General features: G+C 58.0%; 21 protein-coding genes. 10 read left to right on the top strand and 11 right to left on the bottom strand.

Annotated elements, in window-relative coordinates; translation table 11 throughout:
• Positions 1 to 12 precede the first annotated feature (12 nt).
• The 11 genes from mgtE to Q669_RS09010 all read right to left on the bottom strand — a co-directional run bounded on the left by mgtE (position 13) and on the right by Q669_RS09010 (position 8,747).
• Complete coding sequence (gene mgtE, locus Q669_RS09060) at positions 13 to 1,374, bottom strand: magnesium transporter (protein ID WP_011786165.1); 1,362 nt, start codon at positions 1,372 to 1,374, stop codon at positions 13 to 15.
• Positions 1,375 to 1,465: 91 nt separating this feature from the next.
• Positions 1,466 to 1,735, bottom strand: coding sequence for an HPr family phosphocarrier protein (locus tag Q669_RS09055; protein WP_022992013.1), 270 nt, complete (start codon positions 1,733 to 1,735; stop codon positions 1,466 to 1,468).
• Positions 1,736 to 1,741: 6 nt separating this feature from the next.
• Positions 1,742 to 2,626: an RNase adapter RapZ gene (rapZ, locus tag Q669_RS09050; protein ID WP_022992012.1), complete on the bottom strand. Its 885-nt coding sequence runs from the start codon at positions 2,624 to 2,626 to the stop codon at positions 1,742 to 1,744.
• A gap of 54 nt (positions 2,627 to 2,680) precedes the next feature.
• Positions 2,681 to 3,151, bottom strand: coding sequence for a PTS IIA-like nitrogen regulatory protein PtsN (gene ptsN, locus Q669_RS09045; RefSeq protein WP_022992011.1), 471 nt, complete (start codon positions 3,149 to 3,151; stop codon positions 2,681 to 2,683).
• An 88-nt stretch (positions 3,152 to 3,239) separates the two neighbouring features.
• Entirely contained in the window at positions 3,240 to 3,548 is a 309-nt protein-coding gene (gene hpf, locus Q669_RS09040) for a ribosome hibernation promoting factor (protein ID WP_011786161.1), read from the bottom strand.
• A 73-nt stretch (positions 3,549 to 3,621) separates the two neighbouring features.
• Positions 3,622 to 5,151 carry an RNA polymerase factor sigma-54 gene (locus Q669_RS09035; RefSeq protein ID WP_036149291.1) on the bottom strand — a complete coding sequence of 510 codons (1,530 nt, stop codon included), beginning with the start codon at positions 5,149 to 5,151 and terminating at the stop codon, positions 3,622 to 3,624.
• 188 nt (positions 5,152 to 5,339) lie between these two features.
• The gene (gene lptB, locus Q669_RS09030; RefSeq protein WP_014422107.1) at positions 5,340 to 6,065 is read right to left on the bottom strand and encodes an LPS export ABC transporter ATP-binding protein; all 726 of its coding nucleotides are present in this window, start codon (positions 6,063 to 6,065) and stop codon (positions 5,340 to 5,342) included.
• The gene (gene lptA / locus Q669_RS09025) at positions 6,043 to 6,609 is read right to left on the bottom strand and encodes a lipopolysaccharide transport periplasmic protein LptA (protein ID WP_036149287.1); all 567 of its coding nucleotides are present in this window, start codon (positions 6,607 to 6,609) and stop codon (positions 6,043 to 6,045) included. Before lptA ends, lptB begins: the two co-directional genes overlap by 23 nt.
• Positions 6,593 to 7,192 (bottom strand): LPS export ABC transporter periplasmic protein LptC, encoded by a 600-nt coding sequence (gene lptC / locus Q669_RS09020; RefSeq protein WP_022992009.1) that lies wholly within the window; start codon positions 7,190 to 7,192, stop codon positions 6,593 to 6,595. The genes lptA and lptC overlap by 17 nt, the downstream gene beginning before the upstream one ends.
• Entirely contained in the window at positions 7,189 to 7,758 is a 570-nt protein-coding gene (locus Q669_RS09015) for a KdsC family phosphatase (RefSeq protein WP_022992008.1), read from the bottom strand. The genes lptC and Q669_RS09015 overlap by 4 nt, the downstream gene beginning before the upstream one ends.
• Positions 7,758 to 8,747: a KpsF/GutQ family sugar-phosphate isomerase gene (locus Q669_RS09010; RefSeq protein WP_022992007.1), complete on the bottom strand. Its 990-nt coding sequence runs from the start codon at positions 8,745 to 8,747 to the stop codon at positions 7,758 to 7,760. The genes Q669_RS09015 and Q669_RS09010 overlap by 1 nt, the downstream gene beginning before the upstream one ends.
• Before the next feature lie 174 nt (positions 8,748 to 8,921).
• Here Q669_RS09010 and Q669_RS09005 point away from each other — a divergent pair, with 174 nt between their 5' ends.
• Genes Q669_RS09005 through hisC form a run of 10 tightly spaced genes read left to right on the top strand, consistent with a single transcriptional unit; the run spans position 8,922 to position 16,627 of the window.
• Positions 8,922 to 9,734 (top strand): ATP-binding cassette domain-containing protein, encoded by an 813-nt coding sequence (locus Q669_RS09005; protein ID WP_022992006.1) that lies wholly within the window; start codon positions 8,922 to 8,924, stop codon positions 9,732 to 9,734.
• Positions 9,731 to 10,513, top strand: a complete 783-nt coding sequence (mlaE, locus tag Q669_RS09000) for a lipid asymmetry maintenance ABC transporter permease subunit MlaE (RefSeq protein ID WP_022992005.1) — start codon at positions 9,731 to 9,733, stop codon at positions 10,511 to 10,513. Before Q669_RS09005 ends, mlaE begins: the two co-directional genes overlap by 4 nt.
• 20 nt (positions 10,514 to 10,533) lie before the next feature.
• Positions 10,534 to 10,983: an outer membrane lipid asymmetry maintenance protein MlaD gene (gene mlaD / locus Q669_RS08995; RefSeq protein ID WP_022992004.1), complete on the top strand. Its 450-nt coding sequence runs from the start codon at positions 10,534 to 10,536 to the stop codon at positions 10,981 to 10,983.
• A gap of 26 nt (positions 10,984 to 11,009) precedes the next feature.
• Positions 11,010 to 11,663 carry a phospholipid-binding protein MlaC gene (locus Q669_RS08990; RefSeq protein ID WP_022992003.1) on the top strand — a complete coding sequence of 218 codons (654 nt, stop codon included), beginning with the start codon at positions 11,010 to 11,012 and terminating at the stop codon, positions 11,661 to 11,663.
• Complete coding sequence (locus Q669_RS08985; RefSeq protein ID WP_022992002.1) at positions 11,660 to 11,977, top strand: lipid asymmetry maintenance protein MlaB; 318 nt, start codon at positions 11,660 to 11,662, stop codon at positions 11,975 to 11,977. The genes Q669_RS08990 and Q669_RS08985 overlap by 4 nt, the downstream gene beginning before the upstream one ends.
• 60 nt (positions 11,978 to 12,037) lie before the next feature.
• Positions 12,038 to 12,286: a BolA family protein gene (locus Q669_RS08980; RefSeq protein ID WP_014422100.1), complete on the top strand. Its 249-nt coding sequence runs from the start codon at positions 12,038 to 12,040 to the stop codon at positions 12,284 to 12,286.
• 19 nt (positions 12,287 to 12,305) lie between these two features.
• Positions 12,306 to 13,568: a UDP-N-acetylglucosamine 1-carboxyvinyltransferase gene (gene murA, locus Q669_RS08975; RefSeq protein ID WP_022992001.1), complete on the top strand. Its 1,263-nt coding sequence runs from the start codon at positions 12,306 to 12,308 to the stop codon at positions 13,566 to 13,568.
• Between the two features lie 29 nt (positions 13,569 to 13,597).
• Positions 13,598 to 14,242 (top strand): ATP phosphoribosyltransferase, encoded by a 645-nt coding sequence (gene hisG / locus Q669_RS08970; protein WP_022992000.1) that lies wholly within the window; start codon positions 13,598 to 13,600, stop codon positions 14,240 to 14,242.
• A gap of 26 nt (positions 14,243 to 14,268) precedes the next feature.
• Positions 14,269 to 15,573: a histidinol dehydrogenase gene (gene hisD / locus Q669_RS08965; protein ID WP_022991999.1), complete on the top strand. Its 1,305-nt coding sequence runs from the start codon at positions 14,269 to 14,271 to the stop codon at positions 15,571 to 15,573.
• On the top strand, positions 15,566 to 16,627 hold the full coding sequence (hisC, locus tag Q669_RS08960; protein ID WP_022991998.1) for a histidinol-phosphate transaminase: 1,062 nt from the start codon (positions 15,566 to 15,568) through the stop codon (positions 16,625 to 16,627). Before hisD ends, hisC begins: the two co-directional genes overlap by 8 nt.
• Positions 16,628 to 16,825: the final 198 nt, after the last annotated feature.

Genomic DNA, 16,825 nt, shown 5'->3' with positions numbered 1-16,825 from the left:
GTCACAGGTTGCTCAGGCATAGAAAATGGTGGCCAGTCCCAGGAAGGCCATGAAGCCGACAACGTCGGTTACGGTGGTGAGTATCACACTGCCGGCCAGGGCCGGGTCAATGTTCCGGGATTTCAGGAACAGCGGCAAGACGGTGCCCACCAGCGCCGCCGCCACCAGGTTAATCACCAGTGCCGCCGCGATGATGGCACCAATCAGCCAGTCCTGGAACCAGACCACCGCGGCGGTGGCAACCACCACCGCCCACAGCAGGCCGTTCAGTACCCCGGACAGAAACTCACGGTTCAGCAGCCAGCCCACGTTGGCACCGCTGATCTGGCCAACGGCCATACCCCGGATCACCAGGGTCAGAGTCTGGCTACCGGCAATGCCGCCCATGCTGGCCACAATTGGCATCAGTACGGCCAGTGCAACGACTTTGGCAATAGTGTCTTCAAACAGTCCAATCACGGCCGATGCGGTAAAGGCCGTGATCAGATTGATGCCCAGCCAGACCGCGCGCCGGCGGGTGGTCTTCATCACCGGGGCAAAGGTGTCCTCGTCTTCATCCAGACCAGCCATACTCATCAGGGAATGGTCTGCGTCCTCACGGATAACGTCGACCACGTCATCGATGGTGATCCGGCCCAGCAGCTTGTTGGTCTCATCCACCACAGGGGCAGAAATCAGGTCGTAGCGTTCGAACAGAGTGGCGACCTTGGTGTCGGACAGGGACACGGGAATGGGTTCAATGTCCGTGTCCATCACTTCCCGAACGGTAGCCGCGGGATTGGATACCAGCATCCGGGTAATGGGCAGCATGCCGATAAACTCGTCCCGACGGCTGACCACAATCAGGCTGTCGGTCATCGGGGGCAGGCTGCGGTGACGGCGCAGGTAGCGCAACACAACGTCGATGCTGATGTCCGGCCGAACCGTGATGGTGTCGGTGTTCATCAGGCCGCCAGCAGTGTCCTCCGGGTAAGCGAGGACTTCCTCGACCCGCTGACGGTCTTGCTCGTCCATGGTGTCCAGGACTTCCTGGATCACCGTGTCCGGCAATTGCTGAAGCAAGTCGGCCAGGTCATCCGACTCGAAATCTTCCAGAATGTCCGCCAGCTCCTGCGCGTTCAGCTGGCTCAGGAAGTAGCTACGAATATCGTCGCCAAGATACTGGAGGACTTCCCCTTCCAGCTGCTTGTCGACCAGGTTCCAGAGCAGGGCCCGTTGGCGTGGTGGCGAGGATTCCAGAAGGTGAGCAATATCGCTGGGGCTCAGACCGCCATTCAGAATGCGGGCCACCTGCTTGAGGGCACCACTGTCCAGCGCTTCACTGAGTGAGCGAAGGCGTTGGCGGGCCTGGCTTTTTTCCAGAATGTCGGTCATTGAACCACCTGCGATCAGAAAACCTTTGCATTATAGCGGAGTTAGGTGGCACACGTGAGAAAGGATTGTAGGTGAATGACGAAACCGGAGGTTATTCCCCTTCACCAAAATAATCGTCAATCAGGGCAGTCAATGCGTCGATGGCATCCTGTTCGTCCGGGCCATCGGCAACCAGTTCCACTTCGGTGCCCTGGCTGGCAGCCAGCATCATCACCTGCATGATGTTCTTGGCGTCTACGTCCCGGCCTTTGCCCCGGATTCGTACCTTGCTGTCAAAGTTCGAAGCGGTGGCCACAAGCTTTGCTGTAGCCCGTGCATGCAGACCGAGTTTGTTGATGATGGTGATGGGGCGGCAAATCATAGGCGCTCAGATTTCTCCCCGGGCTTGAAGGTGTGGCAGTTCGGTGTGGCGCACCTGCACATTACGGTAATGATCGCGGAAATAGCGCCCGAGCTGCTCACACACATAAACGGAGCGGTGCTGGCCACCGGTGCAACCGATGGAAATGGTCATGTAACTACGATTGCTGTCGGCAAACGAGGGCAGCCAGGTATTCAGGAAGCCCGTGACGTCATTCACCATCTGACGGGTCAGCGGTTCCCGTTCCAGAAATTCGATGACCGGCTGATCAACGCCGGTGTGTTTGCGCAGGCTGGTGTCCCAGTATGGATTGGGCAGGCAGCGTACGTCGAAGACATAGTCTGAATCCACCGGCACGCCGTGCTTGAAGCCAAAGGACTGGAACAGCAGTGCCAGTTCCTGATCCTTGCGGCCGGCCACGCGCTGCTTGATCATGTCGCGTAGCTCGTACATGGAGAGCCCGGTCGTGTTGACGTAAAGATCGGCCAGCTTTGACAGGGGTTCCAGCAATTGCTTTTCGTTGGTGATTGCCTCCCGCAGAGACGTCTTGTCATCGCTCAGTGGATGCTTGCGGCGGGTTGCGTGAAAGCGTTGCAGCAGTGACTGTTCGTCGGCATCCAGGAAAATGATTTCAACCTCGACACCGGTCTGCTTCAGTTGCTGGTAAATGGTTTCAAAATTGGCCAGCTCGGCGGACAGGTTACGGGCATCAATACTGACGGCCATTTTTTTCAGCCGGCCGGGCGCTTCCTGAGTGGCCGCCTCTCGGGTCAGCGGGAACAGCAAGCCAATGGGCAGGTTGTCGATGCAGTAGAATCCCAGGTCTTCCAGCACATGCAGGGCCGTACTCTTGCCGGAACCGGATCGGCCACTGACGATAATCAGCTTCATGGGACTGTTTCTCCTTCAATCTGCCTGGCAGCCTGTCCAGATATCAGGCTGATCTCAGTGATTACTCTCCGCCATACGCTGGTAAAGGGTCGCGGGATCTTCACTCTGGCGCAGCCGGGCGCAGAAAGTGCTGTCATTGAAGCGCTCCGCCAGCTGGCTCAGTAATTCCAGGTGTTCACTGGTGGCTTCTTTGGGGACGATCAGTGCAAACACGAGATCTACCGGCTGGTTATCGATAGCATCAAAGTCTACCGGTTCCTCCAGAGTCATCAGCACGCCGATGACGCGGTCCAGGCCTTCCAGTCGGCAGTGGGGGATGGCAATACCCTCACCGATACCGGTGCTGCCCAGCCGTTCGCGGGAGACCAGATTGTTGAAGATCTGGGTGTCGCTGAGGATTTCATCCTGAAAGTGAATCCGTTCAGCGATGAACTCCAGCACACGTTTCTTGCTTGAGGCCGGCACCTTACAGAGGGTCAGTTCAGGGGCAAGAATATTGTCGATGGTCAGGGATGGCTCGCTCATGGATCGACTGCATGTCCGTAAAAAAAAGGCTGCGGCCGGTTAGCCCCGCCGCAGCTCGTTTCATGAAACACCCGGTAAGGTTCGCGCTTCAGCGACCGCCGTTACCGTGCATCCGGTCTACGTTCTTTTCCTTGTGCTTGAGGATCTGACGGTCCAGCTTGTCGACCAGAGCGTCGATTGCGGCGTACATGTCCTCATTTTCTGCCTTTGCGTGAATCTCACCACCAATCACGTGCAGCGTGGCTTCCGCCATCTGGCGCACCTTCTCGACCTCCAGGGTGACCTGGCAGTTACTGATGTGGTCGAAGTGACGCTCCAGCTTCTCGAACTTGGTGTTGACGTAATCCTTCAGAGCGGGAGTCAGTTCTACGTGATGGCCTGAAATGTTGAGTTGCATAGGCGTCTCCTGTTGTCATACTGCCGGCGTGCTTGCCGGCTTGCGTGCCAGTGCATCTTGCACCGGCGAAAGTTTAAACCAGGCGTTTTCGTTCGTTCGAGGGAGGAATATGCATGGCCTCCCGGTATTTGGCCACGGTACGCCGCGCCACGTTGATTCCCTGTTCCCCTAGCATGGCTGCAATTTTGCTATCGCTCAATGGCTTTTTCGGGGTTTCCTCGGCAATCAGCTTCTTGATCATCGCCCGGATGGCTGTAGACGAGCATTCGCCGCCCTCGGCGGTGCTGACGTGGCTGGAGAAAAAGTACTTCAGCTCAAAAATACCGCGGGGCGTGTGCATGTACTTCTGGGTGGTAACCCGGGAAATCGTGGACTCGTGCATTTCCACCGCCTGGGCAATGTCAGACAGGATCAGAGGCTTCATGGCTTCTTCGCCCTGATCCAGGAACCCTTGCTGGTGTTCAACGATGCGGGTGGCCACTTTCAGCAGGGTTTCATTCCGGCTTTGCAGGCTCTTGATAAACCATTTCGCTTCTTGCAGCTGGTCGCGCAGGTAGGTGTTATCGGCACTGCTGTCAGCCCGGCGGATCAGTGACGCGTAGCTGGCATTCACCCGGATACGCGGAGCGATTTCCGGGTTGAGTTCAACCCGCCAGCGGCCTTCGTGTTTGCGTACGATAACGTCCGGGATAACGTAATCCGGTTCGGCCCGGTCCACGACATCGCCAGGGCGAGGGTTCAGGCTGGTGATCAGGGCCAGTACCTGTTTCAGCTGGTCTTCCTTGAGCCGGCTGCGGCGTAACAGTTGCGCGTAGTCCCGGTTGCCAAGCAGGTGCAGGAACTGGGTAACCACCAGTCTCGCCTGGCGCAGCCAGGGGGTATCCGGTGGCAGCTGGTTGAGCTGAATCAGCAGGCATTCCTGGAGATCCCGAGCGAACACGCCGGGCGGGTCGAAGTGTTGCAGGCGGTGGAGTACCGCTTCCACTTCGTCCAGTTCCAACGGGTCTTCTTCGGTTTCGTCCAGCAGGCCTGCGTGAATGTCCTCAATGTCAGACGTCAGGTAGCCGCGCTCATCCACAGCATCCAGCAGCGCGTGGGCAATGGCCTGATCCCGCTCGCTCAGAGGCGTCAGGTTCAGCTGCCACTCGAGGTGATCCTGCAGGGTTTCGGTAGGCGAGTTCCGGGTTTCGAAATCCGATTCGTGCTCGTCTTCGCCTTTGCTGGCCGGAGCCGGGGCAGACTGGTAGATGTCGTCCCAGGCGGTATCCACTGGCAGATCATCGGGAATGTTGTCCGGAATATCGTTCTCGGACGACCAGTCAGGGCCGTTCTCGGTTTCGTCCCAGTCCGGGCTCGCGTCCTGGTGGCTGTCGTCCTGGTTGGCCTCAGAGCTGGAAGCTTCACTGTGCTCGTGCTCTTCGCGCTCGTCGCCTTCAGGGTGCTCATCGTCCTCTGAGGTTTCCAGCATTGGGTTGGATTCCAGCGCCTGCTGGATTTCCTGCTGGAGATCGAGGGTAGAAAGCTGTAGCAGGCGTATGGCCTGCTGCAGCTGGGGCGTCATGGTCAGACTCTGGCCCAGCTTAAGCTGTAATGAGGCTTTCATAACCATGGCTCAAGATCCATAACTCGTGGGCATCCCGGTTGTTGCTTTGCCGGCGCACAGGCCGAAAAAAATGTTGTACGCTGGTTACTTGCCATTGTCTGTGAACAGTATAAGCAAGTTTTTTGCCGAGTTTACTTGCTACAGATCATCAAAACAATCAGACCTCGGATAAACCCAGTTTTATCAGGTCAGAGCCGGAACTCATCACCCAGATATACTTCTTTCACCTGCTGGTTTGCCAGAATGGCTTCGGCATTGCCGGAGGCGATGATGTGGCCGCCGGAAACGATGTAGGCATTCTCGCAGATGTCGAGGGTTTCCCGAACGTTATGGTCGGTAATCAATACGCCAATGCCTTTATCCCGCAGGTGCCGGATAATGTGCTTGATGTCACTGACGGAGATAGGGTCTACGCCCGCGAAGGGTTCGTCCAGCAGGATAAACGCGGGCTCCATGGCCAGCGCCCGGGCGATTTCAACCCTGCGGCGTTCGCCGCCGGATAGCGCCATACCCACGCTGTCACGGATGTGAGTAATATGAAACTCTTCCAGCAACTCTTCCAGCTTGGCCTCCCGTTCCGCCCGACTCATGCCTTTGCGGGTTTCGAGGATGGCCATGATGTTGTCCCGCACGGTCAGTTTGCGAAACACGGAGGCCTCCTGGGGCAGGTAACCGATGCCCTTGCGGGCGCGCCCATGCATTGGCAGCGGGGTGATGTCCTGGGTGTCGATGGTGATCCGGCCGTGATCCGCAGGCACCAGGCCCACGATCATGTAGAAGCAGGTGGTCTTGCCGGCGCCGTTGGGGCCGAGCAGGCCGACAATCTCGCCGGAGCGAATTTCCAGAGAAACGTCCAGCACCACTTTTTTCTGCTTGTAGCTTTTTGCCAGATTACTGGCCCTGAGAACTGCCATCCGAACCTTTCCCGTCACTGGATTGAGCTGAATTACGAGGCTGAATCACCATTTCCACCCGGCCGGAGCCGCCGTCGGATGGCGTGCCGCCTTCCGCAGTAACAACGCGGCGAACAGTGTCGTAGTGGATGACGTCGCCCCGGAATACGTTGCCGTCTTGTTCAATAACGGCCTGGCGTTCAAAAATAACCAGGTTTTCATCGCCAGACCAGGTGATGTTCAGGGCCTTGGCATCGGTCGTGCCTTCGCCTTCCTGGCCGGGTTGCCGGTAATGGGCGGGGTTGCCGGCGGCTTCAATCCGGCTGACACCCTGTTGGTTGCGGTAAAGTACCACCCGATCCGCGTCCAGCCGGGTTTCGCCCTGAATCAGTTCGACAGCGCCGGTGTAAACGGCCGTTCCGGCGCTTTCATCCAGACGGGCCGAATCTGCACTGACCTTTATGGGGATATCGGAATCCAGGTTGAATGCCGATGCCGGGCCGGCCAGCAATGCCATGGCCAGAATCACTGGCCGGCAGAAAGATCGTTTACCTGACGGTTTCATATTGTCCCTCTACCCGGGAGTTGAGTTCGAGAATGCGTTCGTTGATCCAGGCTTTCATACCGGTGGAGCGGGTGACGCCGAAAGGCTCGGTGATGGTCACCGGCTGGTCGGTGTAGACGGTGCCGTTGCTGTTGTCCAGGGTCAGTGCCTCGGTCTCCAGAACGGCTTCGCGGCCTTCGGACTGTCGGGTCAATTGGACGTTCCCCGTAAGTTCCAGCTTTTCATTGTTCTGCTGAAGGCTACCTTCATTGGACTCAATGAGCCAAGGGTCGGGGCTGCCCTCACTGAAAAGCCGGGCTATCGGCGTATCCAGATGAGCCGTGCCGGTTGCTTCAAACTGCTCAATTCTGGGGCTTTTGAGATCAATCTGGAGGTTCCCTTGCTCATCCCAGGCGCGGTATTGGCCGCCGATCACAAAGCCGTCGGGCTCTGCGGGCCCCCGTAGTTCGCTGGCGGCATTCCGCGAACTGACAGGCTCGTCACTTTGCCACAGCAGAAAAACGGTTGCTGTTACGGTGGCGGCAAGGGCCAGGGCTGTAATCCGCCGTTTGCCACGATCGCCGAAAAGCCGCTCGGTGATCATGCTGGCTCGTCCAGATAGGGGGCAAGAGTGTTGTCCAGATGCCCTTGAGCCCAGAGCAGGAGATCGCAGGCCTCGCGCACAGCGCCCTGTCCACCGTGGCTGCGGGTACAGTAGTCGGCGTGTTGCTGAACCAGCCAGTAGCCGTTGGGTACCGTGATGCCAAGGCCGGCAAAACGCAGCGCAGGCAGGTCGGGCAGGTCGTCGCCCATATAGGCAATCTGTTCCGGCTTAAGGTTCATATCCCGGATCAATTCCAGCAATGCGATTTTTTTGTCTTCGCGACCCTGCATCAGGTGCGGGATGCCCAGATCCGACATCCGCTTTTCCGTGAGGGGCGAGCGCCGTCCGGTAATCACCGCCACGGTGATGCCTGCCTGCATCAGTTGTTTCAGGCCCAGGCCGTCAAGAATGTTGAAGGCCTTGAGTTCATCGCCGCTGGCACTGAAATAGAGGCGGCCATCGCTCATAATGCCGTCCACGTCCAGGGCGATCAGGCGAATGTCCGAGGCTTTGGCCTTCAGGGCTGCGTCCCAGTGGGTTTGTAACGGATGCGCTGTCTGAGTCATCAAATCACTCCGGCCCGCAGCAGGTCGTGCATATTAATAGCGCCCACCAGGGTGCCGTTTGCGTCGGTAACCGGCAAGGCGTTGATCTTCATTTCTTCCATGATATTCAAGGCTTCTGCCGCCAGGTGGTCTGCCCGGATGGTTTTGCCGTTGCGGGTCATCACGTCCTGGATGGGGGTAGTGTGCACATCCACGGATTTGTCCAGGGTCCGGCGCAGGTCGCCGTCGGTGAAGATGCCCGTCAGGGTGCCGGCGGCATTAACGACCGTGGTCATACCCAGGCCCTTGCGGGTTATTTCCAGCAGTGCCCCGCTCAGGGTTGTGCCCTCGGCAACCTGAGGAATCTGGTCACCGGTATGCATGATGTCGGATACCCGCAGCAGCAAACGGCGTCCGAGGCTGCCGCCAGGGTGGGAAAACGCAAAATCCTCGGCGCTGAATCCCCGGGCTTCAAGCAGCGCCACGGCCAGGGCATCGCCCATGACCAGGGTGGCGGTTGTGCTGGAGGTGGGTGCCAGGCCCAGCGGGCAGGCTTCAATGGCCACGCTGACATCCAGGTTGGCAACGGCCTCTTGTGCCAGTACCGAATCGGGTTTGCCGGTCATGCTGATCAATGGCGCGCCCATGCGCTTGATCAGGGGGAGAATGGTGACCACTTCGCTGGTGCTGCCGCTGTTGGAAATGGCGATGACCACATCCTGGGGTGTTATCATACCCAGGTCGCCGTGGCTGGCTTCGCCTGGATGAACAAAAAAGGCGGGCGTGCCCGTGCTGGCGAGCGTGGCGGCTATCTTGTTGCCGATGTGCCCCGATTTGCCCATGCCTGTCACCACAACCCGGCCTTTGCAGGCCATGATGACCTCGCAGGCGCGGCTGAAGTCGCCGTTTATACGGCTTTCCAGCGCTTCAATGGCTTCGCGCTCGATGCGGATTGCCCGGAGGGCCGAGTTGCAAAAGTCCTGCGTGGTAAAGGTGTTTGATTCGGTCATGTCGGCTGGCTGTCTGCTCGATCTGGGATTTGAGGCCGAAGTATATCACTTCTGGCGCCCCCGGCTCTCCTGCATCAGGGAATCTGATCATTGCCATCAAGACATTTTACGTTGCTTTAATTGAGGTCTGGGGGAGCTTGTCATAATGTAGGTGCTCCTTGAAAGGGATGGATTATGGAGTCATCTGCATACATAAAACTTAGGGATGTGGTGTTTTCCCGCTCCGGGCGCCGGATCTTTGATGGGATCAGTCTGGATATCCCCAAGGGGAAGGTGACTGCCATCATGGGCCCCAGTGGTACTGGTAAAACCACACTCCTCAGGCTCATCGGAGGCCAGCTTCGCCCGGATTCGGGCCAGGTGAATGTGGCAGGCCACGACGTGCCCGGGCTTAAGCGCAAGGCGCTTTACCAGCTGCGTGAGAAGATGGGCATGCTGTTCCAGAGTGGCGCGCTGTTCACCGATCTCAGTGTTTACGAGAACGTTGCCTTCCCGCTGCGGGTGCACACGTCGCTACCGGAAGACATGATCCGGGACATTGTTCTGATGAAGCTGGAGGCGGTGGGCTTGCGGGGTGCCAGAGAGCTGATGCCCTCAGAGTTGTCCGGTGGCATGACCCGGCGGGTGGCCCTGGCCCGCAGTATCGCACTGGACCCGGAGTTGATCATGTATGACGAGCCCTTTGCCGGGCAGGATCCGATTGCCATGGGCGTGCTGGTCAAGCTGATCCGGGATCTCAACAGTTCCATGGGGCTGACCAGCGTTCTGGTGTCCCATGATGTGCCTGAATCCCTGAGTATTTGCCATTACGCCTGCATTATTGCCGACGGCAAGGTGATCGGTGAGGGCACTCCCGAGGAGCTGCGGGCGCATCCGTCTGAGCGGGTTCAGCAGTTTCTTGAAGGGCAGCCTGATGGCCCGGTGCCGTTCCATTACCCGAGTGGCGATGCGGCGGCTGATTTTGGTGTGGGAGGGCGGTCTTCATGATGGATCGTATTGCCGGCCTGGGGCGGCTCGGGCTCGCGATCATTGCCTCCTTTGGTCGTTCCGGGCAGTTTCTCTTTGGTGTGCTGGCCGGTGTTCCCCGTCCGGCCACAGGTTTTCCCCTGCTGGTCAAACAGCTCTACGCAGTCGGCGTGTTGTCGCTGGCGATTGTGGTGGTCTCCGGATTGTTTATCGGGATGGTATTGGGGCTTCAGGGCTATACCATTCTCAGTGATTACGGCTCGGAGTCGGCGATTGGCCAGATGATTGCCCTAACGCTGGTGCGAGAGTTGGGGCCGGTGGTTACGGCCCTGCTGTTCGCCGGTCGCGCGGGCTCCGCCCTGACGGCAGAAATCGGCTTGATGAAGGCGACGGAACAGCTTTCCAGCATGGAAATGATGGGGGTGGATCCATTGCGCCGGGTCATTGCTCCAAGACTCTGGGCTGGTTTTCTCGCCATGCCGGTACTTGCCATGATCTTCTCGGTCGTGGGGATCTGGGGTGGCATGCTGGTTGGCGTGGAATGGCTGGGTGTGTTCGAGGGCTCCTTCTGGGGCAACATGCAGTCCTCCGTCGATTTTGTGGACGATGTGCTTAACGGCTTTATCAAGAGTGTGGTGTTCGGATTCGTGTGTGCCTGGATTGCGGTCTACCAGGGTTATGATTGCGTGCCCACCTCCGCAGGTATCAGTTCGGCGACCACCAAAACCGTGGTGTACTCATCGCTGGCGGTGCTCGGTCTCGATTTCGTACTCACCGCCGTCATGTTCGGTGATTTTTAACAGGATTCAGGGAGCCTTTCATGGCACAGAGAAGCATAGAAATCATTGTTGGGCTGTTCATGATTGCCGGCCTGGCCGCGCTCATGTTTCTGGCACTGCAGGTTAGCGGTCTGTCGCCGAAATCCGCGGAGCAGACCTACACGCTGTACGCGAATTTCAACGATACCGGAGGCCTGACGCCCCGTGGCAAGGTTTCCATGGCCGGTGTCACTGTCGGTACTATTGAGTCCATCACCCTGGACAGGGACACCTTCCAGGCGAGGGTAACCATGTCCATCCATGCCGAGGTTGATAACATCCCGGCCGACAGTGCAGCAGTAATACGTACATCCGGACTGCTGGGTGAGCAGTACATTGATATATCGATTGGCGGGGACCTGGAATCGCTGAACGCGGGGGATACCTTCTATTCCACCCAGTCTGCCATGAATCTGGAACGGCTGATCAGTAACTTTGCCTCCGGCCGCTGAGCCAGAGCAATGCACAGGAGAAACTAATGAGTGCCCTTAAACACCGTATAACGTTGATGATTGCCATGCTCGCCCTGGTGGTGGGTCAGGCCTGGGCAGGGCCGGAGGAGGATCTGAAACGTTACGTGGACGAGAACACCCAGAAGCTGGTGCAGAAGCTCAATGCCGAGAAGGGGTTGTACGAAAAGGATCCGGAAGCGTTCTATGCCAGTATGGATGAAACCCTTGAGGAGTTTGTCGATTTTCGCCGGATTGCTGCCCGGGTGATGGGCCGATACGCCCGCCAGACCACGCCGGAGCAGCGGGATGCTTTTGTCGAGAAATTCAAGCGCAGCCTGTTTGACAGTTATGCCCAGGCCCTGGTTTCCGCGGAAGATTTCGAGATCATCGTCAAGGAAGCCACCATCCTTCCTCAGAATGAGGATCGCGCTTCAGTAGAAATGGAGTTGATCAGTGCCTCCGGCAACCGTTATCCGGTCACTTACTCGATGTACCGGACAGGCGACGACCGCTGGATGATGGAGAACGTCATCGTAGAGGGCGTTAACATCGGCCTTGCCTTCCGGGATCGCTTTGCCCAGGAAATGGAAGAGAATCGCGGCCAGGTCCAGGCGGTGATTGACGGCTGGGGTGATGCGGTTGAGGCCCTGAATCTGGACGAGCAGGTGGATCGTTCATGAGTGAGCGCGCGCCGGGCATCGTTCGGGATGGCGCAACCCTTCGCGTAACCGGCGATGTCGATGCCGACACGGTCCTGGCACTGCGCAAGCAGGGCGAGCAGGAAATCCAGCAGGCCGACGGCACGCTTGAGGTTGATCTGTCGGGGCTTGGCACCGCCCACAGTGTGGTGCTTTCGATGCTTTTGTGTTGGCAGCGTCTGGCGTTAAGCCGACACTGCCATCTCTCCTTTGCAGGCGCCAGTGAGCGACTTCGTTCTTTGGCCGCACTCAGCAATCTTCAGGATCAGATTCCCGGATTTGCCGAGTACAGCTGACCGGCGCCCGGGAATTGGTTACAATTCCGCCCCTGATTTCAACTAAGTCGAGGAATCCTTATGGACGCCGCCCAGGTTACCGAACTTGTCAAAGAAGCCCTGCCCGGTTGCGAGGTTCAGGTACAGGTTGATGGCAACCACTATCTTGTTGTGGTGGTGGGTGACGTATTCGAGGGACTGCCCACCATCAAACGGCAGCAAATGATCAACAAGGTGCTGTTCCAGCATGTCATGGACGGCACCATTCACGCCCTTCATCCGAAAGCCTTTACCCCGAGCGAGTGGGCCGATCAGCAGGCCGGGGCCTGAACCGAACAGGATAATTACCGTGGACAAACTATTGATCAGGGGCCGCAAGCCCCTGGATGGCGAAATTCGCATTTCCGGTGCCAAGAACGCGGCCCTGCCCATTCTGGCGGCGACATTGCTGGCGGATGAGCCGGTCACCGTCGGCAACCTGCCGCACCTGAACGACATCACCACCATGATCGAGCTGCTCGGTCGCATGGGGGTGGAGCTGCTCATTGACGAAAAGATGAGTGTTGAAGTGCACGCCAACACCATCAAGCACTTCCATGCACCGTACGAGCTGGTAAAGACCATGCGCGCCTCCATACTGGTGCTTGGCCCGCTGGTGGCACATTTTGGCGAAGCCGAAGTCTCCCTGCCGGGTGGCTGTGCCATCGGCACCCGCCCGGTAAACCTGCACATCCACGGTCTGGAAATGATGGGTGCCGATATCAAGGTGGAGAATGGCTACATCAAGGCCAAGACCAATGGCCGGCTGAAGGGCGCCCACATTTTCCTGGATACGGTCACCGTAACGGGTACCGAAAACCTGATGATGGCAGCTGCGCTCGCCGAGGGTAAAACCATCCTCGAAAACGCGGCCCGCGAGCCGGAAGTGGTGGATCTGGCTGAGTGCCTGATCGCCATGGGTGCCGATATCAAAGGCCACGGTACCGCGACCATTGAAATCAATGGTGTGGAGCGCCTGCACGGATGCCACTACAACGTGTTGCCTGACCGGATTGAGACCGGAACCTATCTGGTGGCGGCGGCTGCGACCGGTGGCCGGGTGAAAGTAAAAGATACCCGGGAAGATATTCTGGAAGCGGTGCTGCTCAAGCTGGAAGAGGCGGGGGCGCACATCACGACCGGCCCGGACTGGATTGAACTGGATATGAAAGGCAAGCGGCCCAAGGCAGTCAGCCTGCGGACCGCGCCTTATCCGGCGTTCCCCACGGATATGCAGGCTCAGTTTGCGGCCATGAATGCGGTGGCCGAGGGTTCAGGTACCATCGTCGAAACCGTATTTGAAAACCGATTCATGCACTTGCAGGAACTGATCCGGATGGGCGCAGACATTACCCTTGAGGGTAACGCTGCCATCATCAAGGGTGTCGAACATCTGACCGGGGCTCCGGTCATGGCGACCGACCTGCGGGCCTCGGCTAGCCTTGTGATCGCCGGCCTGGTGGCAGACGGCGATACCATTGTTGACCGCATTTACCACATTGACCGTGGTTATGAGTGCATTGAAGAGAAGTTGCAGCTGTTGGGCGCCAGCATCCGCCGTCTGCCAGCCTGAATTTGACCAACGGGAACCCGGAAGGATACATGACAGATTCCATCACCATCGCCTTGTCGAAGGGTCGCATTCTGGAAGAAACCCTGCCGCTGCTGGCGGAAGCGGGCATTGAGCTTGTCGACGACGTGAAAAAGTCCCGCAAGCTGGTGTTTCCCACCACCGACCCGAACGTGCGGATTCTGATCATCCGGGCGACCGATGTGCCCACCTATGTGCAATACGGTGGCGCCGATCTGGGCGTTACAGGTAAGGATGTTCTGATGGAGCACGGGGGCGACGGCCTTTACGAACCGCTGGACCTGAACATCTCCCGTTGCCGGTTGATGACCGCAGGCAAAAAAGGTGAACAGCCACAGGCCGGCAGGATTCGTGTTGCCACCAAATTCGTCAACCTGGCCCGGCGCTACTATGCGGCTCAGGGCCGGCAGGCCGATATCATCAAGCTCTACGGGGCAATGGAGCTGGCACCGATCCTGAATCTGGCCGATGAGATTGTTGATATCGTGGATACCGGCAATACCCTCAAGGCCAACGGGCTGGAGCCAAGAGACCTGATTGACCACATCAGTAGCCGACTGGTGGTTAACCGGGCCTCCATGAAGATGAAACACGGCCAGATAAACCCCATAATCGAGAAGATGTCCGCGGCCGTTGAACGACGCCGCGATTCGTAGTGTTACTCCAAGACAGGATCTGAAAAATGACCGACAGAATCACCAGACTGAACACCACCCAGAGCGACTTTGACAGTGCGCTGGCCCAGCTGCTGGCCTGGGACGACAGTGTGGATCATCAGGTGAATGAGTCGGTTCGGCATATCCTGCACGAGGTGAAGACCCGGGGCGATGCGGCAGTGCTGGAGTTTACGGCCAAGTTTGATCGCCTGGACGTTGGCTCCATGGCTGAGCTGGAAATGGATAAAAGCCGTTTGCAGGCAGCATTGGACCGAATTCCCCAGGATCAGCGTGAGGGTCTGGAAAAAGCGGCGGAACGCATCCGTGACTACCACGAACGCCAGAATCAGCAATCCTGGCAATACCAGGACGAAGACGGAACCGTGCTGGGCCAGAAGGTAACGCCGCTGGATCGCGCCGGTCTGTACGTGCCGGGTGGCAAGGCGGCCTATCCTTCGTCGGTACTGATGAATGCGATTCCGGCCAAAGTCGCTGGTGTGTCTGAAGTTATCATGGTGGTGCCGACCCCGGATGGTGTGGTGAATGACATGGTGCTGGCAGCGGCCGCCATTGCCGGGGTAGACCGCGTGTTTACTATCGGTGGCGCCCAGGCCGTGGCTGCGCTGGCCTATGGCACGGACACCGTTCCTTCGGTGGACAAGATTGTGGGTCCGGGGAATATTTTTGTGGCCACCGCGAAGCGCGAAGTATTCGGAGTTGTCGGTATCGACATGATTGCCGGCCCTTCCGAGATCCTGGTGATCTGTGATGGCAAGACCGACCCGGACTGGATTGCCATGGACCTGTTTTCCCAGGCTGAGCACGACGAGCAGGCCCAGAGTATTCTCGTCAGCCCGGACGTAGACTTCCTGGATGCCGTGGAAGCCAGTATCAACAAGCTGCTGCCGACCATGGAGCGAGAAGAAATTATCCGCACCTCCATGCTGGGACGGGGTGCACTGATTCAGGTGGCAGATCTGAAAGAAGCCGCAGAAGTGAGTAATCGGATTGCGCCGGAGCACCTGGAGCTCTCAGTGGAAGACCCGCAGGCCATGCTCGACGACATCCGCCACGCCGGCGCGATTTTCATGGGCAGGCACACGGCCGAAGCCCTGGGTGACTATTGCGCAGGCCCGAATCACGTTTTGCCAACCAGCGGCACCGCACGATTCAGTTCACCTCTGGGTGTGTACGATTTCCAGAAGCGCTCTTCCCTTATTGGCTTTACCGCTCAGGGCGCCGATCGTATGGGGCGGGTGGCATCGGTTCTGGCTCGTGGCGAAGGTCTGACTGCACACGCACGTTCAGCGGAGTACCGGATCAATGAGTAAGTACTGGAGCGACCTGGTCAGTGAACTCAAGCCCTACGTGCCGGGTGAACAGCCGAAAATGGCCGATCTGGTGAAGCTGAACACCAATGAAAACCCGTTCGGCCCATCGCCAAAAGTGATTGAAGCCATTCAGAGAGAGTTAAATGACAGCCTGCGCCTGTATCCGGACCCGGAAGGCCAGGCCCTGAAAGATGCCATTGCCGAATACCACGTGGATTTTGGAATCAACCCCAAACAGGTGTTTGTTGGCAACGGCTCCGATGAAGTGCTGGCGCATATCTTTCAGGGGCTACTGAAACACGACAAGCCGATCCTGTTTCCGGATATCAGCTATAGCTTCTACCCGGTGTACTGTGGTTTGTTCCAGATCGAAAGCGTGGTCATTCCATTGACTGACAGCTTCGAGATCGATCCGAATGACTACAAACGTGACAACGGTGGCATTATCTTCCCGAACCCGAATGCGCCGACGGGACGCTACCTCGGGCTAGGGCACGTAGAGGATATCCTGCAGGCCAACCCGGATAGCGTGGTGGTGGTTGATGAAGCCTATGTGGATTTCGGCGGCGAGACGGCGATCCGCTTGGTAAATCAATACCCAAACCTGTTGGTTTGCCAAACTCTATCCAAGGCCAGGTCCTTGGCCGGCTTGAGAGTTGGTTTTGCTGTGGGCAACGAGGAGCTGATAGAAGCTCTGAACCGCGTCAAAGACAGCTTCAATTCCTATCCGCTGGACCGTCTGGCTCTGGCTGGTGCCGTGGCTGCGTTTGAGGACAAGCAGTGGTTCGAGGATTCCTGCAGTGGTGTGATCCGCGAGCGCGAGCGGGTGACCAGGGAGTTGGAAACTCTGGGTTTTGAGGTGTTGCCATCCAAGGCAAACTTTGTTTTTGCCCGCCATCCCGGCCATGAAGGGGCTGAGATTGCGGCGAAGCTTCGGGAGCAGGGCATTATTGTCCGGCATTTCAATAAGCCAAGAATCAGCGATTTTCTGCGCATCACGATTGGTACGAGCGATCAGAACAATGCTCTGATAAAAGGTCTCGGTGTGCTGTAAGGCCTTGCTCCCAAAGGGTGGGCTCGCTAAGCATTGAGCCAGCTGGCGTGCAGAACTTCGGTGGTAGTGACGGGCGGGAGGGGCTTCCCGGAAACCGCTACAAGCACATCCCTGTGCGCTTCTCTCCGGCCATCCATGGCCTCCGAAATTTTTGGGAGACCACCCCCATCCCTGAGCTGCACTGTCCCAAAGTCAAAG

It is taken from the genome of Marinobacter sp. C1S70 (assembly GCF_000475355.1).
Classification (GTDB): Bacteria; Pseudomonadota; Gammaproteobacteria; order Pseudomonadales; family Oleiphilaceae; genus Marinobacter; species Marinobacter nauticus.
This window is presented reverse-complemented; position numbering and strand designations above follow the sequence as displayed.